Annotated in this window: 14 protein-coding genes; 6 read left to right on the top strand and 8 right to left on the bottom strand. The window is 65.4% G+C overall.

What is annotated here, in order from left to right:
- The first annotated feature begins 12 nt into the window (after positions 1-12).
- The 4 genes from E0501_RS17165 to E0501_RS17150 are packed head-to-tail and all read left to right on the top strand — an operon-like array spanning position 13 to position 5,541.
- On the top strand, positions 13-2,673 hold the full coding sequence (locus E0501_RS17165) for a TRAP transporter large permease subunit (RefSeq protein ID WP_137702624.1): 2,661 nt from the start codon (positions 13-15) through the stop codon (positions 2,671-2,673).
- A 49-nt stretch (positions 2,674-2,722) separates the two neighbouring features.
- The gene (locus E0501_RS17160; RefSeq protein WP_137702623.1) at positions 2,723-3,814 is read left to right on the top strand and encodes a CaiB/BaiF CoA transferase family protein; all 1,092 of its coding nucleotides are present in this window, start codon (positions 2,723-2,725) and stop codon (positions 3,812-3,814) included.
- 18 nt (positions 3,815-3,832) lie between these two features.
- Entirely contained in the window at positions 3,833-4,582 is a 750-nt protein-coding gene (locus E0501_RS17155) for an enoyl-CoA hydratase/isomerase family protein (RefSeq protein WP_137702622.1), read from the top strand.
- Positions 4,583-4,593: 11 nt separating this feature from the next.
- On the top strand, positions 4,594-5,541 hold the full coding sequence (locus E0501_RS17150; RefSeq protein WP_137702621.1) for an alpha/beta hydrolase: 948 nt from the start codon (positions 4,594-4,596) through the stop codon (positions 5,539-5,541).
- Here E0501_RS17150 and E0501_RS17145 read toward each other — a convergent pair whose 3' ends face one another.
- From E0501_RS17145 to E0501_RS17130, 4 genes are all read right to left on the bottom strand, one after another.
- Positions 5,542-6,738 (bottom strand): MFS transporter, encoded by a 1,197-nt coding sequence (locus E0501_RS17145; protein WP_137702620.1) that lies wholly within the window; start codon positions 6,736-6,738, stop codon positions 5,542-5,544.
- Positions 6,739-6,838: 100 nt separating this feature from the next.
- The gene (locus E0501_RS17140; protein WP_137702619.1) at positions 6,839-8,011 is read right to left on the bottom strand and encodes an amidohydrolase; all 1,173 of its coding nucleotides are present in this window, start codon (positions 8,009-8,011) and stop codon (positions 6,839-6,841) included.
- Between the two features lie 101 nt (positions 8,012-8,112).
- Positions 8,113-8,610 (bottom strand): anthrone oxygenase family protein, encoded by a 498-nt coding sequence (locus E0501_RS17135; protein WP_137702618.1) that lies wholly within the window; start codon positions 8,608-8,610, stop codon positions 8,113-8,115.
- A 24-nt stretch (positions 8,611-8,634) separates the two neighbouring features.
- Positions 8,635-9,264, bottom strand: a complete 630-nt coding sequence (locus E0501_RS17130) for an NAD(P)-dependent oxidoreductase (RefSeq protein ID WP_137702617.1) — start codon at positions 9,262-9,264, stop codon at positions 8,635-8,637.
- An 83-nt stretch (positions 9,265-9,347) separates the two neighbouring features.
- Between E0501_RS17130 and E0501_RS17125 the strand changes: the two genes are divergently transcribed.
- A complete protein-coding gene (locus E0501_RS17125) occupies positions 9,348-9,938 on the top strand; it encodes a TetR/AcrR family transcriptional regulator (RefSeq protein WP_137702616.1) in 591 nt (196 codons plus the stop codon).
- A 49-nt stretch (positions 9,939-9,987) separates the two neighbouring features.
- Here the strand turns inward: E0501_RS17125 and gyrB are convergent, their stop codons facing one another.
- Positions 9,988-12,405: a DNA topoisomerase (ATP-hydrolyzing) subunit B gene (gene gyrB / locus E0501_RS17120; protein ID WP_137702615.1), complete on the bottom strand. Its 2,418-nt coding sequence runs from the start codon at positions 12,403-12,405 to the stop codon at positions 9,988-9,990.
- A gap of 209 nt (positions 12,406-12,614) precedes the next feature.
- On the opposite strand from gyrB, the gene E0501_RS17115 reads away from it, so the two are divergent.
- Positions 12,615-12,935, top strand: a complete 321-nt coding sequence (locus tag E0501_RS17115; RefSeq protein ID WP_137702614.1) for a hypothetical protein — start codon at positions 12,615-12,617, stop codon at positions 12,933-12,935.
- A gap of 6 nt (positions 12,936-12,941) precedes the next feature.
- Here E0501_RS17115 and E0501_RS17110 read toward each other — a convergent pair whose 3' ends face one another.
- The 3 genes from E0501_RS17110 to dnaN all read right to left on the bottom strand — a co-directional run bounded on the left by E0501_RS17110 (position 12,942) and on the right by dnaN (position 15,925).
- Positions 12,942-13,562 (bottom strand): LysE family translocator, encoded by a 621-nt coding sequence (locus tag E0501_RS17110; protein ID WP_137702613.1) that lies wholly within the window; start codon positions 13,560-13,562, stop codon positions 12,942-12,944.
- Positions 13,559-14,671: a DNA replication/repair protein RecF gene (gene recF / locus E0501_RS17105; RefSeq protein WP_137702612.1), complete on the bottom strand. Its 1,113-nt coding sequence runs from the start codon at positions 14,669-14,671 to the stop codon at positions 13,559-13,561. The genes E0501_RS17110 and recF overlap by 4 nt, the downstream gene beginning before the upstream one ends.
- A 135-nt stretch (positions 14,672-14,806) precedes the next feature.
- Complete coding sequence (dnaN, locus tag E0501_RS17100; RefSeq protein WP_137702611.1) at positions 14,807-15,925, bottom strand: DNA polymerase III subunit beta; 1,119 nt, start codon at positions 15,923-15,925, stop codon at positions 14,807-14,809.
- Positions 15,926-15,975 lie beyond the last annotated feature (50 nt).

The following is a 15,975-nucleotide window of genomic DNA, read 5'->3' as shown; positions in this document are numbered from 1 at the left end:
AGCGACGGGATCATGGAACTTTATTTTCTCGCTCTTCTGATCTTCCTGATGGCGTTTGCGCTGGGCTCGGGCTATCCGGTGGCCTTCGCGCTGCCGGGCGCGGCGATCATCACCATCGGCGCGGCGGCCGGGGCGGGCTATCTGTTCGCCGGGTCGACGGATGCCTATTTCCACTCCGGTGGGCCACAGCAGTGGCTGTCGGCGGGGGTGACCAACCTTCGAGGGGTCTATTGGGAGGTCGAGAGGGATACGCTGATCGCGATTCCGCTCTTCATCTTCATGGGCATCATGCTGCAACGGTCGAAGATCGCCGAGGACCTTCTGGTAACCATGGCGCAACTGTTCGGCCCGGTGCCGGGGGGCTTGGGCATTTCGGTTGTCTTCGTGGGTGCGCTGCTGGCGGCCACGACGGGGATCGTGGGCGCCACGGTGGTGGCCATGGGCCTGATCTCGCTGCCCGCGATGCTGCGCAACAACTATTCGCCCAGCCTGGCGACCGGCACGATTGCCGCGTCGGGCACGCTGGGGCAGATCATTCCGCCGTCGATCGTGCTGATCATCCTGGCCGACCAGCTGGCCAGTGCGACCGACCAGGCGGGCACCGCGCGAAAGGCGCTGTACAAGGAAGCGACTGGCGAGATTTCGATGCCGTCGACCTTCAGTGTGGCCTCGACCAGCGCGGGCGAGATGTTCCTGGGCGCCTTCGTGCCAGGCATCCTGCTGGTGCTGCTCTACATGGCCTATATCCTGATCTTTGCCCTGTTGAATCCGAAATCCGCGCCGGCGGTGCATTCCGGTGGCAAGTTCGACCGTGCCTTCTGGGGCAAGGTTGCGCTGACGCTGATCCCGCCGCTGACACTGATCTTCCTGGTGCTGGGGTCGATCATCACGGGCGTTGCGACGGTGAACCAGGCCGGGGCCATCGGTGCCGCGGGCGCGTTGATCATGGCGGGCTATCGGCTGGCCGAGGGCAAGGGCAGATTGACCTATGCGCCCGCGCTGATGGCGCTTGCGGCGCTGGGCATGCTTGCCTTCGTGCTGTCGAATTACGAGATGAACCTCAAATCGGCGAACTCGGCCGAGGACTGGACCGGGATCTACCTGGGTGTTTTCGCCGCGACCGTTCTGATCGTTTCGCTGATCTGGAGTGGCCTGCGGGTTCTGAAGATCGAGAACACGATGCACGGCGTCATGCTGGAAACGGCAAAGACCACGTCGCTGGTGTTCATCATCCTGCTGGGTGCGGCGATGCTGACCGCGGCGTTCCGCGCCTTCGGCGGTGAGGAGCTGGTGCGCGAGTTCCTGAATGCGCTGCCGGGCGGGTTCTGGACGCAGTTTATCATCGTGATGGCGGTGATCTTCGTCCTGGGCTTCTTCCTGGACTTCATCGAGATCGCCGTTGTCGTGGTGCCGATCGTGGCGCCCATCCTGCTGGCCGATCCGGGGGCCAACATCACCGCTGTGTGGCTGGGTGTGATGATCGGCCTGAACATCCAGACATCCTTCCTGACGCCACCGTTCGGTTTTGCGCTGTTCTATCTGCGCGGCGTGGCACCGGCGACGGTGAAGACGGTGCAGATGTACAAGGGCGTGATTGCCTTCATCTCGTTGCAGCTGCTGGCGCTCGGGATCGTGGGCGCCTACCCGCCTCTGGTGAACTATCTGCCGAACCGCGTGTCGTTCCTTTCGGAAACCGCGCCACCGCCGAAGAACCCCAAGCTGCAATACTGCATCGAGGAGTATACCGGCAAACAGATCGCGCAGGGAGCGAGACCGGGCGAGGCAATTGCAACGGCGAAAGCGCTGAACCTGTCGGTTCTGCCCAAGGACCTGCAGAAGGACCTGAGCGAGAGCTTTGACAGTGCCGACCAGGCGTTGTTGGACCTGCAGGCGGCGTTCGATGCCGAGAACGTGGTGAACACGGCGGCCGATGATTACCGTCCGCTGCAGCGGCTGGTGCGCGATCTTGAAAAGGATATGCGCAAGCTGAACGAGGAAGCCGAGGAGCTGCGCACGCGCTTCGAGCGGATGCGCAGCGAAGGCGAGGCGGAAGAACGCGCCGAGCTGGAAGCCGAGCGCGAGGTGATGCTGGCCGAGGTCGAAGCTCTGAAAGCGCAGATTCCCGCAAACTGGGAAGAGGACCACAAGCGGTTCGCCGAACTGACCAATGCCGAGCAGAAAGCGCGCGTCACCTATCGCCGCAATGCCGACTCGTCTTGGGAGGCACCGGCGGAGATCTTGGGCGTGCTGCAGGCCAACGAGGCCTTCGCGGGGCTGGAGCAGGAACTGCGCGACATGCGCGGGTACATCGAGGGCGTTGCCGAGAACGATGAAGCGGCCGAAGCCACGGTCGAGGCATTGGAAGGCAAGTTCGGCGAAGTTGCCGGCGCTGGCGATGTGAAATCGGCCCTGTCCAAGGCCCGTCGGGCCCTGCGGGTGAGCCGGTTCGACCGCGAGAAAGCGCTGGAATCGTATGACGATGCGGTGGCGGAATACGAGGCGCAGAAAGCGTGGCGCGCCGAGGCCGAGAGCCTGATGCCGGGGCTGCAAGCCTATCTTGACGGCATTCGCGGAACGCTTGGCATCCGCTCGCAGGAGCGGCTGGACCGCGAACAGGCGCTATACATGGCGTCCTGTAGTGCGGTGCATCGCGATATCTCGCTGAACTTCTGATCAGAAGGCCCCGGGCAGCGCCCGGGGCCTTTTCGCTTTGGGGGCTGTGATGCTGGATGGCATTCGGATCATCGAGGTCGAGGGGCTGGGCCCCGGACCGTTCGCGGCGATGACGCTGGCGGACCTGGGCGCCGACGTGATCGTGGTGCACCGCAAGGGCGGCAACCCCACGCCGGGGGTGCCCGAGCGCTCCGTGCTGGATCGCGGGAAACGCTCGATTGCTCTGGACCTGAAGGATGCGGGCGATCTGGAGGTTTTTCGCAAGCTGGTGGCCACGGCCGACGGGTTGATCGAGGGATTCCGGCCCGGCGTAATGGAAAAGCTGGGGATCGGGCCCGAGGCCTGCCATGCGATCAATCCCGCGCTGGTTTTCGGGCGGATGACGGGCTGGGGTCAGGAGAGCCCGCTGTCGAGCGCGGCCGGGCATGATCTGAACTATATCTCGATGTCGGGGGCGCTGTGGTATGCGGGCGCGCCCGGCGATGCGCCCGTGACGCCCGCCACGCTGGTCGGCGATATCGGCGGCGGGGCGCTTTACCTGGTGGTGGGTCTGCTGGCGGGGATCATGCAGGCGCGGGCCACGGGCCGGGGCACGGTGGTGGACGCGGCGATATATGATGGTTCCGCCCACATGATGAACCTGCTGATGTCGCTGCGCCAGGGCGGCGGCATGCCCGAGACGCGGGGCGCAGGTATCCTGGACGGGCCGCACTGGTGCCGGAGCTACCGGACAAGCGACGGCGGCTGGATGTCGGTACAATGCCTGGAGCCGAAATTCTATGCCATCTTCCTGGACCTGCTGGGGCTGAGCGACGATCCCGATTTCGCCGGTCAGTTCGACCGTGCGCTTTGGCCGGGGGCGACGCGGCGGCTGAGCGAGATATTCGCGGGAAAGACACGACAAGAGTGGGCGGAGCTGTTCCTGGGCACGGATGCCTGCGTGGCGCCGGTACTGAGCCCGGATGAGGCGATGGCGCATGGAATGAACGCGGCGCGGGGCGTGTGGAAGGCGCCGTCGGGCGTGTTGCAGGCGGCGCCGGCACCGCGTTTTGCCGGGCGGGACGCGTGGCAACCGGTCGAGGCGCCGGAGCGCGGCCAGCATGGTGCCGAGATATTGGCGGAACTGAACGAGGCGGAATGATCCGCCAGGGGAGGACCTATGGCCGGGGTGACATTCGAAACGCAGGGCGCGGTTGCGGTGGTCACGCTGGACCGGGCCGAGAAGATGAACGCAATCTCGGTTTCGATGATCCGGGCGATGCACGCGCGGATGCAGGAGGTCGAGGCGCGCGACGACATCAAGGCGGTGATCCTGACCGGGGCTGGCAAGGCGTTTTGCACCGGCAAAGACCTGGAGGATGAGGCCGACCTGACCGACCGCGCGGCGCTGGAGGAAAGCGTCGGCCAGTTGCAGGACATCACCCGGATGATCGTGGAGAGCGGCAAGATTTATATTGCCGCCGTGAACGGCTGGGCCGTGGGCGCGGGATTCGAGATTGCGTTGAATTGCGACCTGTCGATCTGGGCCGAGGGGGCAAGGGCGTTTATGCCCGAGCTGAAATGGGGGCTCTATCCCAGCGGGGGCAGCACCGCAGCGATCCCGAGGCGAGCCGGGGCCTATGCGACCTTCGAAATGCTGTTGCTGCAGGAAAAGCTGCCCGCGCGGCGCTTGCAGGAAATGGGGATGGCCTGGCGGGTGGTGCCCGATGACCTGCTGATGGATGAGGCGCAGGCGGTGGCCGAACAGGTGGCCGGGCTGCCTGCGGCGCGGGTCGCGGACCTGAAACGCGCGGTGAACCGGGCGCTTTATGGCGACCTTGGTGCTGTGCTGGCTGATGAGACGCGGGCATTGGTCGACGCGCTGATGGACCCCGAGACGGCCGAGCGGATGAAGCAATTCGGCGGATAAGGAGGAGAGACATGGCCTATCCCGGACTGGACCCGACACTGGTACCGGTGGTTGCGGAGTTGCAGGCGGCCTTTCCCACCCCGCCGGACGAGCTGGGCCACCAGGAGTGGCGGCGGCTGATGGCAGAGCGGTCGGCCGCGATGCCGAAGACGCGGCCCGAGGGGATGGCGGTGGAAGACCTGGTATTCGAGACACCGTTTGGACCGGTCGGCGCACGGATGTACAGGCCCGCGGGCCTGCCTGATCCGGCGCCCTGCGTGATCTACATGCATGGTGGCGGGTGGATCATGGGCGACCTGAATTCGCATGACGGGGTATGCGTGGACCTGGCGCTGCAGGTGGGCGCGGTGGTGATCGCGCTGGATTACGGTCTGGCGCCGGAAACCCCCTATCCTGGTGCGCTGAACCAGTGCCACTGGGTCTATCACCATCTGCGCGAGACCGCCGCGGCACGCGGGATCAACCCCGGTTGCATGGCGATCGCGGGCGATTCCGCGGGTGGCAACCTGACGCTGGCGGTATGTATGAAGACGCAGGCAGAGGGCGGTGCACTGCCCCGGGCGCAGCTTCTGATTTATCCCTGCGTTTCGAAGAACCTTGAAAGCGCGTCCTATGTCGAGCACGCCGAGGCGCCGTTCCTGGACAAGCGCGGGATGGTTTGGATCTGGGACACCTATCTGCAGTCGCCCGAGAACTGGGGGGATCCGCTGGCCCTGCCGGAACTGGCCGAGAGCTATGCCAGGCTGCCGCCAGCGGTGGTGTTCACAGCGGCGCTGGACCCGTTGTGTTCGGAAGGCGATGCGCTTGCGCAGCGGTTCGTCGAGGATGGCGTGCCGGTGCTGCATGGGCGAGCCGAGGGGCTGATCCACGGGTTTATCCGGTTTCGCGGGGTCAGCCCGCCCAGCGAGGCCGCGTTCCAGCGGATGACCGCGGGGCTGCGCATGTTCCTGGGGCTGTGATCAGTCCGTCGGGGGGTTGAGCGCCAGCCACAGGACGGCGGCGGAGGATACTACGAGAACGGCAAGCGTGGTTGGGCCCAGGCCGAACACCTCGGAAATCGCCGAGATCGCGAAGGAGAGCGCCGAAGTCGACAGCGTGATCGAAACCATCCAGAGCGACATGATACGGCCGCGCAGTTCATCTTCGAGCCGGGCCTGGATGCCGATCTGGAGCGAGACGCCGACATAGGTGCCGGCGAATCCGACGACGGGCGCCATCACCATCGCCATGATGAAAGATGGTGCAAGGACCAGCGCGGCGGTGGCGAGAAAGCCCAGGGCGATCACGCCGAAACGGACGGCGGGCAGCCGCGCGAGGCGCGCGCCGGCGGCGACCTGGAAGAGCGCGGCGAGAAGCGCGCCCGCGCCGACAGCGGAGGTGAGCAGGCCCAGCCCCTCGGCGCCGCGGCCAAAACGGCCGTCGGCGATCAGCGCGAGGATCTCGGTGATCGCGCGGATGGGGCCGAGGGCGGCGACGGTGAGCATCAGGCTGCGCCGGATCGGCCAGCGCGCCCAGCCCTGGCGCAGACCTTCGGCAAGATCGGCGAGATAGCTTTGACGTGGGCCGGTCTGCGCCACTTCGCGCGGGCGCAGGGTGGGGCCGATGACGAGGTTGGGCAGGAACAGCGCAACGGAGAGCGCGGCGGTGGGAATGGTGCCGAACTGGCCGATGAGAAATCCGCCGATGGCCGGGCTGATGATGCGGCCCATGTTGAAATTGAGCGCGGCCAGCGCCACCACCGATCCGATGAGCGGTGGATCGACGAGCCGGGGGCCCAGTGACTGGCGCACCGGGTGGTAGGCCGAGATGATGGTGCCGAAAAGCAGCGCGATGCCGAGGATCGCGGCGGGCGAGAGCATGTCGGCGGCCATCAGCGCCAGAAGCGCGGAGGGGCAGATGACAAGCCCGAGCGAGACCCAGCGATAGGCCACGAGGATCGGCAGGCGATCGGTGAGCGCGCCGAAGAAGGGCGCGGTGAGCGCGACCGGGGCGAGGCTGGCCGCGGCGATGAGGCCCACGAAACTGGGCGATCCGGTGAGATCCCAGGCAAGCCAGGCCAGCAGGACCCGGAAGATCCAGTTGGCGTTGACGCCCGCGACCGCGCCGATGAAGTAGCGGCGGAAACCGGCATGGGAAAAGGCGGCGGCCGCGCTCATGCGCGCGCGCCGGGCTGTGGGTGTGCCGTGGGTTGCTGTTGCATGTGGCGTCCCTTTGCGACGCGTTTATCTGTAGCGCGGGGTGCGGGGGCCGCAAGTGTTACGCTGGGGCGGTCAGATCCTCGACCAGACCGGCGAAGAGACGCGCGCCGATGGGAATGAGATCATCTGGGAAGTCGAAATCGGGGTTGTGCAGCGCGGGGCTGTCGAGGCCGGAGCCCAGAAGGATCATCGCCAGTTCGGTGCCAACGCCGCCGAAGCGGCCGAAATCCTCGGATCCCGGCAAAGGAAAGGGATCGGAGCCGTGGGGGATATTCAGGCGGTGGAGCGTGCGGGTGACGATACCGGCGGCGGCCGGGGTGTTTTCTGTGGTCACGAACACATCCTCGTAGGCTATGTCGAGGGCGAGGCCATCGCTTTGCGCGGCTTCGCGGGCCAGGGTTTCGGCCTCGGCCACGAGGCGTTCCATGCGGGCATCGGTGAGCGCGCGTAGGGTGACGAACAGCTCGGCCTCGCCGGGGGCGACGCCGAAGGCGGGCTCGCCCAGGCGCGCGTGGCAGACGGTGGCGAGAGCGTAATCGGGATCGGTGCCGCATTGGCCTTGGCCAAGTGCCGCGAGCGCCGGCATCAGGCGCGAGAGGGCCGCCATGGGCGAGAGGCCGTTTTCCGGCTGCGAGGCATGTGCGGTGCGCCCGGCAAAGCGCAGGTGCATCCCGCGCGAGGCGCACATCACGGGACCGGCGGTAATGGCTGCGCGGCCCAGCGGCACGCCGGGCCAGTTGTGGATGGCGAAAGCGTAGTCGGGCCTGAAGTCGGCGAAGGCCGGATCGGCCACGACGGCGGCAGCGCCGGCGCCGGTTTCCTCGGCCGGTTGGAACATCAGCACGACCGAGCCGCGCGCCGGGCGCTGCCGGCCCAGCAGACGCGCCACGGCGGCGATCATCGTCATGTGGCCATCATGGCCGCAGAGATGGCCCTTGCCCGGGGTCTGCGAGCGATGGTCGTGGCTGGCGGTTTCCTGGATCGGCAGGCCATCGAGTTCGCACCGCAGGAGAATGCGGGGGCCGGGCGTGCCGCTGTCATAGAGTGCGGCGACGCCGTGACCGCCGAGGCCGGTAACGATGCTGTCGGGCTGCGTGGGGTGGAGCATCGCGACCACGCGGGCGGCAGTTGCGCGTTCCTCGCCGGAAAGTTCGGGATGGCGGTGCAGATCGCGCCGCCATTCGGTGAGTGCGACGAGGTCGGAATTGGTCAGGCCGGGCAGGTGGATCATGGTTGCGCCCCTTGTTCGCGTGCATGGCCCGACAGTATCGGCAGTAAACGCGGGGGCAAGACGGAACTGCGCCCGAGTGCTGCCCGGGCGCAGGGGGGCGGTCAGGCAGACACGTTCAGCGCGAGCGCGGCGGCAAGGTAGCAGAGTGCGGCGATGGCTGCGGCGGCAGAGCGCAGATGGTTCCACCGCGTCCAGTTGCGCTGGTAGGTTTGCCAGAGTGTGCGTGCGGATGCGCTGTGCGGGTCCTGCGAATCGAGCCGCTGGTTCATCGGTACGTTGGCCCTGGCCGTGACCGCCATGACGCCACCGAGGTAGGCGGCAGCGCCGGCCAGCAGCCAGAGTACGACCGGGCCAGAAGCCAGCACGAGACCGACAGCGGCCAGGGTGATCGCCGCGATCGCCATGCCGATCAGGAGGACCATGAATTGCGAGCGATAGACTTCGCGGTTGATGATCTGCATTGCCTCGATCCCCGCGGCGGGCCGGGCCCGAGCGAGCGACCGCATAACGAAATCGGAAAAGGTCAGGAATACGCCGGCGACTAGTGCGGAGGCAAGCGTGGCGGCGATGAGGGTGATCTGGAAGAGGTCAGAAAACATGGTGGCATCCTTCTTTGGCGGGTGTCAGTTGGAAATCGCCACAGTGCGGTGCAGGTTGCCCGCATCGGTGATCTGGTGTTTGAGGAAGTCGGCGATATCGGCGCGCGAGATTTTCAGCGTCAGGCCGCGCTCGTCGGGGCCGAAACCCTGCTTGAACCGGCCGGTGGCCGGGCCATCGGCAAAGGCCGAGGGGCGCACGATGGTCCAGCCGAGCCCGCTGGCCCGCACAAGGCTTTCCTGAAGTTCATGATCGCGATGTACGGGCCGCAGGAGCAGGCCGAACATGATGCGTTTCCAGAAGAAGTTCAGGTTGGCCCAGCTTTCATGCGCGCCGAGCGTGGATTGGCATACCAGGCGGCGAACGCCGTGGCGCTGCATCGCGTTGATGACGTTGAGCGTGCCACGCGACCGGATGGTGCTGGTGCGGGAGGTCCCCGCACCGAGGGTGATGACAGCCGCGTCCTGGCCTTCCACGGCACGCGCCACATCATCGGCGTTCTGCGCGTCGCCGGGGCAGAGCCGCAGGCTGGGATGATCCAGCCCGAGGGCCTGGGGGCGGCGGGCGAAGGCGGTGACAGTATGGTCGTCCGCCAGCAGGCGTTCGACGGCGAGGCGGCCAATGCTGCCGGTTGCTCCGAATACGATGACTTTCATGGGTATCTCCTTTCAATGTGGGAACGGCTGAACTTGACACCGTGTAAAGTTGACATCGTGTCAATACGCGGTAACTTTACATTATGTCAAGTTCGAATCCGAATGCCCGCTCTCGCATCCTTGATGCTGCCTGGACCCTGCTCGAGGAGGGGGGAAGCCGGGTGCGCATGTCAGATATCGCCAAGGCGGCGGGGGTCAGCCGGCAGGCGGTCTATCTGCATTTTCCGTCGCGTGCCGAGTTGCTGATCGCGACGACGCGGCATATCGACGAAGCCAAGCAGGTGGACGCGCGCCTTGCCCCGAGCCGGCAGGCGATGGGCGGACGCGCGCGGCTGGAGCTGTTCGTCGAGGCGTGGGGGAACTATATTCCCGAGATTTACGGCGTCGGGCGGGCGCTGATGGCGATGCAGGACAGCGACGAGGAAGCGCGCAAAGCCTGGGCCGACCGGATGAAGGCCTTGCGCCATGGCTGTGCCGCCGCTGTCGCGGCGATTGCCGCGGACGGGGAGCTGCGGGCGGACCTGACCGGAGAGAAAGCGACCGACCTTTTGTGGACGTTGCTGTCAGTCCGCAACTGGGAACAGTTGACCCGCGAGGCGGGCTGGTCCCAGGCGGAGTATCTAACCGCGGTGAAGGACCTGGCGATCCGGGCGCTGATGAAGCACGCGGGCTGATCCGGGCATGTGCAAATCAGCGGAACACCCGGAGCAGGTTCGATGGCGATCAGAAGTCCAGGTTTTCCACGCTGAGCGCGTTCTGTTGGATGAATTCGCGCCGGGGTTCGACGACGTCGCCCATGAGTTTGGTGAAGAGATCGTCGGCCTCGACCATGTCGTCGATCTTGACCTGCAGCAGGGTGCGGGCATCGGGATCGAGGGTGGTTTCCCAGAGCTGGTCTGGGTTCATCTCGCCAAGGCCCTTGTAGCGTTGCAGCGACAGGCCCTTTTCGCCCTCCTCCAGAATAGCGGTCAGCAGGTCGAGCGGGCCGTGTATGATCTGTTCGCGATCCTTGCGGACGAGGGTTGCGGGCTTGTCGTAGACCTCTTGCAGGGACCGGGTGAAGCTGCCGGTCTTGCGGGCTTCGCCCGAGCGCAGCATCGGGCCGTCGAGCGTACGGACCTCTTCGACGCCGCGCAGGATACGGGCGAGGCGGATGCCGTGATCCTGGGTGATGCGGCCCTGCCAGCCGCGTTCGTATTCAAGCGCGATCTGGTCGAGACGGGCGGCGACCTTGTCGGCGACGCCCTGCAGATCGGCATCGACCGCACCGGGCACGAAGGCGCCGGCAATGGCGGCCTGTTCGAGGATGTGGCGCGGGTAATGCGTGGGGAAGGCATCGAGCACGCGCCTGAGCTGGCGCGCTTCGTCGACCACGCGGGCCAGATCCTGGCCGGCGATCTCCATGCCTGAGCCGAGGCGCAACACGGCGCCGTCGATGCCCTGTTGAATAAGGTATTCATCCAGCGCTGCCTGATCCTTCAGATAAACTTCGGATTTGCCGCGCGCGACTTTGTAGAGCGGTGGCTGAGCGATGTAGAGGTAACCGTTCTCGATCAGCTCGGGCATCTGGCGATAAAAGAACGTAAGCAGCAGGGTGCGGATATGCGCGCCGTCGACATCGGCGTCGGTCATGATGATAATCTTGTGGTACCGCAGTTTCGAGATGTTGAATTCATCGCGCCCGATCCCGGTGCCGAGCGCCATGACGAGGTTGCCGATTTCCTGGCTGGAAAGCATCTTGTCGAACCGCGCGCGCTCCACGTTCAGGATCTTGCCGCGCAGCGGCAGGATGGCCTGGGTGCGGCGGTCACGGCCGGTCTGGGCAGAGCCACCGGCGCTGTCGCCCTCGACGAGGAACAGCTCGGTCTTGGCTGCGTCTTTCTCGGAACAGTCCTTGAGCTTGCCGGCGAGAAAGTTCACGTCCATCGCGGTTTTGCGGCGGGTGAGTTCGCGGGCCTTGCGCGCCGCCTCGCGCGCGAGTGCGGCCTCAACGATCTTGCCGACGATCATCCGGGCCTCGTTGGGGTTTTCCTCGAACCATTCGGAGAGCTTTTCGTTCATCAGGCTCTCGACGGCGGGACGGACCTCCGACGAGACGAGCTTGTCCTTGGTCTGGGAGCTGAATTTCGGATCGGGCACCTTGACCGAGAGCACGCAGGTGAGGCCTTCGCGGGCATCGTCGCCGGTAAAGTTGACCTTTTCCTTCTTCGCGATGCCGCTTTCGGTGGCGTATTTCTGGATCGTGCGGGTCAGCGCGGCGCGGAAGCCCGCCATGTGCGTGCCGCCATCGCGTTGCGGGATGTTGTTGGTGAAGGGCAGCACGGTTTCGTGGTAGCTGTCGTTCCACCACATTGCCACTTCGACGCCGATATCGTCGCGATCGCCTTTGACGTAGATCGGCTCGGGCATCATCGGGGACTTGTGGCGGTCGATGTATTTCACGAATTCCTTGACGCCGCCTTCGTAGAAGAGCTCGGCCTGCAGGGGTTCGGCGGGACGCTCATCGCGCAAGATGATGCGCACGCCGGAGTTTAGGAAGGCCAGTTCGCGCAGGCGTTTTTCCAGCGTGTCGAAGCTGTATTCGAGGTTCGAGAACGTGTCGGTGGAGGCGAGGAAGCGCACCTCGGTGCCCTTGCGACCGTCGGCATCGCCGACGACCCTGAGGTGCTCGGCGGTCTCGCCCCGGACGAACTTGGCATAGTGTTCCTTGCCGTTGCGCCAGATGCGCAGTTCGAGCCAGTCGGAGAGCGCGTTCACCACCGAGACGCCCACGCCGTGCAGACCGCCGGAAACCTTGTAGGAATTCGAGTCGAATTTGCCGCCCGCGTGCAGTTGGGTCATGATGACCTCGGCCGCCGAGACGCCCTCTTCGCGGTGGATATCGACGGGGATACCGCGCCCGTTATCGGAGACCGAGACCGAATTGTCGGCATGGATCGTCACGCTGACATGGTCGGCGTGGCCGGCCAGTGCCTCGTCGATGCCATTATCGACGACCTCGTAGACCATGTGGTGCAGGCCCGAGCCATCATCGGTGTCGCCGATATACATGCCAGGACGTTTGCGTACGGCCTCCAAGCCCTTGAGAACCTTGATGGATTCCGCGCCGTATTCAGGTTGTTGCTGCTCGTTCTCGGCCATGTCCGCGCCTTGGTTATTCTTGATGTCATTTTATACAATTTCTGGGGGGCGATGTTAAGTGGAACGCCAACATTTTGAGGTTTTTTCAACCTTTTAGAATGCGTGGGAAAAGCCGGGGATTTGCCGCATTTCCGCCGGTCTGTGGGCGGCCCGGACAAGGTAGCCTGACGCCGCTCCATTCAGGTGGTGGCAAGGATGGGGAGATCCAGATGTCTGACAATGTTGCGACAGAGACAACGGCCAAGGCGCCGGTGGGCGACAGGCCATTGCGGTTGTGGTCGCTGTTCGAGGCGGTGGCGCAATATGTGCTGATCGTGATCGCCTTTGCCTTCATCCTGGGTGGCAGGAACTTTGCCTTCGCGATCGAGCTTTTTGCGCCGGTGTTGCTGATTGGTGTCGTGGGCGCGGCGCTGCAGATGCTGGTTTCGGTATCGTGGTCATGGCTGTGGGCGGTGTGGCGCCCGGTACAGCGCGCGCCAGAGCCGGCGAAATTCACGGAGCGGGATGCACCTGATCTGCAACCGGCATGACGCCGGTCAGGTGAAGGGGATCACCAGCCCGACGCAGATCAGAAGGCCACCGGAGAAGATGTTGAGCCGGTGCAGCGCTGCCGGGCTTTGCAGGAGGCGCCGGGCCCGATCGAGAAAAAGCGCGAGGCCGAGATTGCCCAGCATCGGCACCACGGCCGAAACGGCGAGAATGGTGGCAACGTCGGATGCGGTGACGCGGGAGAGATCGAAGAACCCGGGAAGCACGCCCATGTAGAAGAGGATGGCCTTGGGGTTGCCCATCACGGCCGCGACGCCGACTGCGAAGCCGGGCCAGAGGCCGGGCCGCGTGAGGCGGCTATCGCCCTGGAGGCGATGGGCGGGTTTGCGGATCAGCATGACCCCCATGACAAGGAAAACAGCAGCCGCGACCCAGCGCATGAGTGACAGGAAATCACCATAGACCGAGAGCACCCAGGCAAGCCCGAAAATGGCGCAGAGCGGCCAGATGAGATCGCCTAGGGCAACCCCCACGGCCAGCGGCCAGGCGCCGCGCATGCCGCCCGAGAGCGCGCGGGCGGTGAGAGCGACCCACACAGGGCCGGGAATGGCCCAGAGCGCGGCCATGCCGCCGGCATAGAGCAGCAATTCGGAGAAGGTGATCGTCATTCGGGTTGGCCATGCATGCGGGTCTCGCTGATCCCGTTCTCTTCGGTCACTTCGAGCCGCTGGGCGCGGTTGCCCAGTTCTTCGAAGAGTTCCGGCCCCGTGCCGGTCATCCAGGCCTGGGCGCCGAGAGCGCAGATCTCGTCATAGAGCGCGGCGCGGCGTTCGGCATCGAGATGGGCCGCAACCTCGTCCAGCAACAGCAGCGGCGGGGCGCCGAATTCCTGGGCCAGGGCCCGGGCATTGGCGAGGATGAGCGAGATCAGTAGTGCCTTCTGCTCTCCGGTCGAGCAATCGCGCGCGGGCACGCCCTTGGCGGCATAGACGCCAGTCATGTCGGTGCGGTGCGGGCCGACAAGCGTGCGCCCGGCGGAGAGGTCGCGAAAACGACTCTCGGCCAGGGCTTCGGCCAGGTCGGCCGAGGTTTCGGGCATTGCGCCTTCGGTCTGGATCAGGTCGAGTTCCGAGGTGGGAAAGGCAGTTTCGGCGGCGCGCTGGGCCGCGTCGAGCTGAGCCAGCGCGGCAAGGCGGTTGGCATGGATCGCGGCGCCGGTTTCGGCCATTTGTTTTTCCAGCGCGACATACCAATGGGCATCGCGCACCATGTCCTTCAGGAGCTGGTTGCGCTGGCGCATGGCCTTTTCATAGGCGAGCGACAGCTCGGCATGGTCGGGAAAAAAGGAAAGGGTCATCCGGTCGAGAAAGCGGCGGCGGCCGTCGGCGCCTTCGATCCAGAGCCTGTCCATCGAGGGGATGAGCCAGAGCACACGCGCGATACGGCCCAGCGCCGTCTGTGCGGCTGCCTTGCCGTCGATGCGGGTCTGGCGGGGTTGCCCGTCCTCGGACCAGAACTCGATCTCATGGACTTGGTGGAGGCTGTGCAGGTGGCCGGTGATTTTCCAGCCCAGAGACTCGGGGCGGCGGGACATGTCCTGCGCGCTGGCGCGGCGCATGCCGCGGCCCGGGGAGAAGAGCGAGACGGCCTCGAGAATGTTGGTTTTGCCAGCGCCATTGGGGCCGTAGATGGCCAGGGGCCGCGCATCACATTCGATCACCGCGCGTTTGTGCGAGCGGAAATGCGAGAGCGTGAGACGGGTGAGCGCGAGGGTCATGACGATGAGGTAGCGCGAATGGCGGCTGGCCGCCAATGGGAAATCACGCGCGCGCGTAGAGCGCAGGCCTGGGGGCCAGCCCCCAGACCCCCGAGGTATTTCCGGTCAGATGAAGCAGGGGATCGGCGCGCGCGATCAGACCCGCATGGGCATGACGACGTAAACGGCCGACGTGTCGTTGCCTTCGCGCATGAGCGTTGGATCGCCCGAGGAATTGAACAGGAAGACGGCATTTTCGCGATCGACCTGGCTGGCGATCTCGAGCAGGTACTTCGCGTTGAAGCCGATTTCGAGGCGTTCGTCGCCATAGGCCACGGCGAGTTCTTCCTCGGCGGCGCCGCTGTCGGGGGCGTTGACCGAGAGGGTGAGCTTGTCTTCTTCCAGGGTCAGCTTGACCGCGCGCGAGCGTTCCGAGGAGACGGTGGCGACACGGTCGACCGCCTTGGCGAACTCGGCCGCGTCGACTTCGAGCCGACGGGTGTTGCCCTGGGGAATGACGCGGGTGTAATCGGGGAAAGTGCCGTCGATCACCTTGGAGGTCAGGGTGATGTCAGGTGTGGCGAAACGCACCTTGGTTTCACTGACCGAGACGGCGATCTGGGTGTCGTCGTCATCGAGCAGCTTGCGCAACTCGCCCACGGTTTTGCGGGGCACGATCACGCCGGGCATGTCGGCGGCGCCATTGGGCAGGTCGGCGTCGATGCGGGCGAGGCGGTGGCCGTCGGTGGCCACGCAGCGCAGTACCTTGCCGCCGTCGGATTCGGAAACGTGCATGTAGACGCCGTTGAGGTAATACCTTGTTTCCTCGGTTGAAATTGCAAATTTCGACTTGTCGAAGAGGCGCCGCAGCACTGGCGCGGGGGCCGAGAAATTCGAACTGTATTCCGAGCTTGCCATCACCGGGAAATCTTCTTTCGGCAGGGTGGCAAGGTTGAAGTGCGAGCGGCCAGCCTCAACCGAGAGGCGGCCCGAGGCGCCGTCATCGGTGAGGGTGACAAGCGCGCCATCAGGCAGCTTGCGGACGATTTCGTGCAGGGTGACGGCGGACACGGTAGTGGCGCCGGCGCGTTCGACCTGCGCGGGCGCGCGATCGACCACTTCGATATCGAGGTCGGTGGCGCGGAAATGCACGTCGGAGCCTTCGGCCTCGATCAGCACGTTGGCGAGGATCGGGATGGTGTTGCGGCGTTCGACGACCGATTGCGCCTGCGAAACGGCTTTCAACAGCGCGCCGCGTTCGATGCTGATTTTCATGCCCTCACTCCTTGACCTTCGGCGGGGAAGGGCACGGTAGCGCCTTTCCC

Origin of the sequence: Marimonas lutisalis (assembly GCF_005434965.1) — a bacterium.
Taxonomy (GTDB): Bacteria; Pseudomonadota; Alphaproteobacteria; order Rhodobacterales; family Rhodobacteraceae; genus Marimonas_A; species Marimonas_A lutisalis.
This window is presented reverse-complemented; position numbering and strand designations above follow the sequence as displayed.

Excerpts from the sequence above, each read along its gene's own strand:
- E0501_RS17165 (WP_137702624.1), top strand. The coding sequence starts at position 13 with ATGGAACTTTATTTTCTCGCTCTTCTGATCTTCCTGATGGCGTTTGCG.
- E0501_RS17160 (WP_137702623.1), top strand. The coding sequence starts at position 2,723 with ATGCTGGATGGCATTCGGATCATCGAGGTCGAGGGGCTGGGCCCCGGA.
- E0501_RS17155 (WP_137702622.1), top strand. The coding sequence starts at position 3,833 with ATGGCCGGGGTGACATTCGAAACGCAGGGCGCGGTTGCGGTGGTCACG.
- E0501_RS17150 (WP_137702621.1), top strand. The coding sequence starts at position 4,594 with ATGGCCTATCCCGGACTGGACCCGACACTGGTACCGGTGGTTGCGGAG.
- E0501_RS17145 (WP_137702620.1), bottom strand. The coding sequence starts at position 6,738 with ATGAGCGCGGCCGCCGCCTTTTCCCATGCCGGTTTCCGCCGCTACTTC.
- E0501_RS17140 (WP_137702619.1), bottom strand. The coding sequence starts at position 8,011 with ATGATCCACCTGCCCGGCCTGACCAATTCCGACCTCGTCGCACTCACC.
- E0501_RS17135 (WP_137702618.1), bottom strand. The coding sequence starts at position 8,610 with ATGTTTTCTGACCTCTTCCAGATCACCCTCATCGCCGCCACGCTTGCC.
- E0501_RS17130 (WP_137702617.1), bottom strand. The coding sequence starts at position 9,264 with ATGAAAGTCATCGTATTCGGAGCAACCGGCAGCATTGGCCGCCTCGCC.
- E0501_RS17125 (WP_137702616.1), top strand. The coding sequence starts at position 9,348 with ATGTCAAGTTCGAATCCGAATGCCCGCTCTCGCATCCTTGATGCTGCC.
- gyrB (WP_137702615.1), bottom strand. The coding sequence starts at position 12,405 with ATGGCCGAGAACGAGCAGCAACAACCTGAATACGGCGCGGAATCCATC.
- E0501_RS17115 (WP_137702614.1), top strand. The coding sequence starts at position 12,615 with ATGTCTGACAATGTTGCGACAGAGACAACGGCCAAGGCGCCGGTGGGC.
- E0501_RS17110 (WP_137702613.1), bottom strand. The coding sequence starts at position 13,562 with ATGACGATCACCTTCTCCGAATTGCTGCTCTATGCCGGCGGCATGGCC.
- recF (WP_137702612.1), bottom strand. The coding sequence starts at position 14,671 with ATGACCCTCGCGCTCACCCGTCTCACGCTCTCGCATTTCCGCTCGCAC.
- dnaN (WP_137702611.1), bottom strand. The coding sequence starts at position 15,925 with ATGAAAATCAGCATCGAACGCGGCGCGCTGTTGAAAGCCGTTTCGCAG.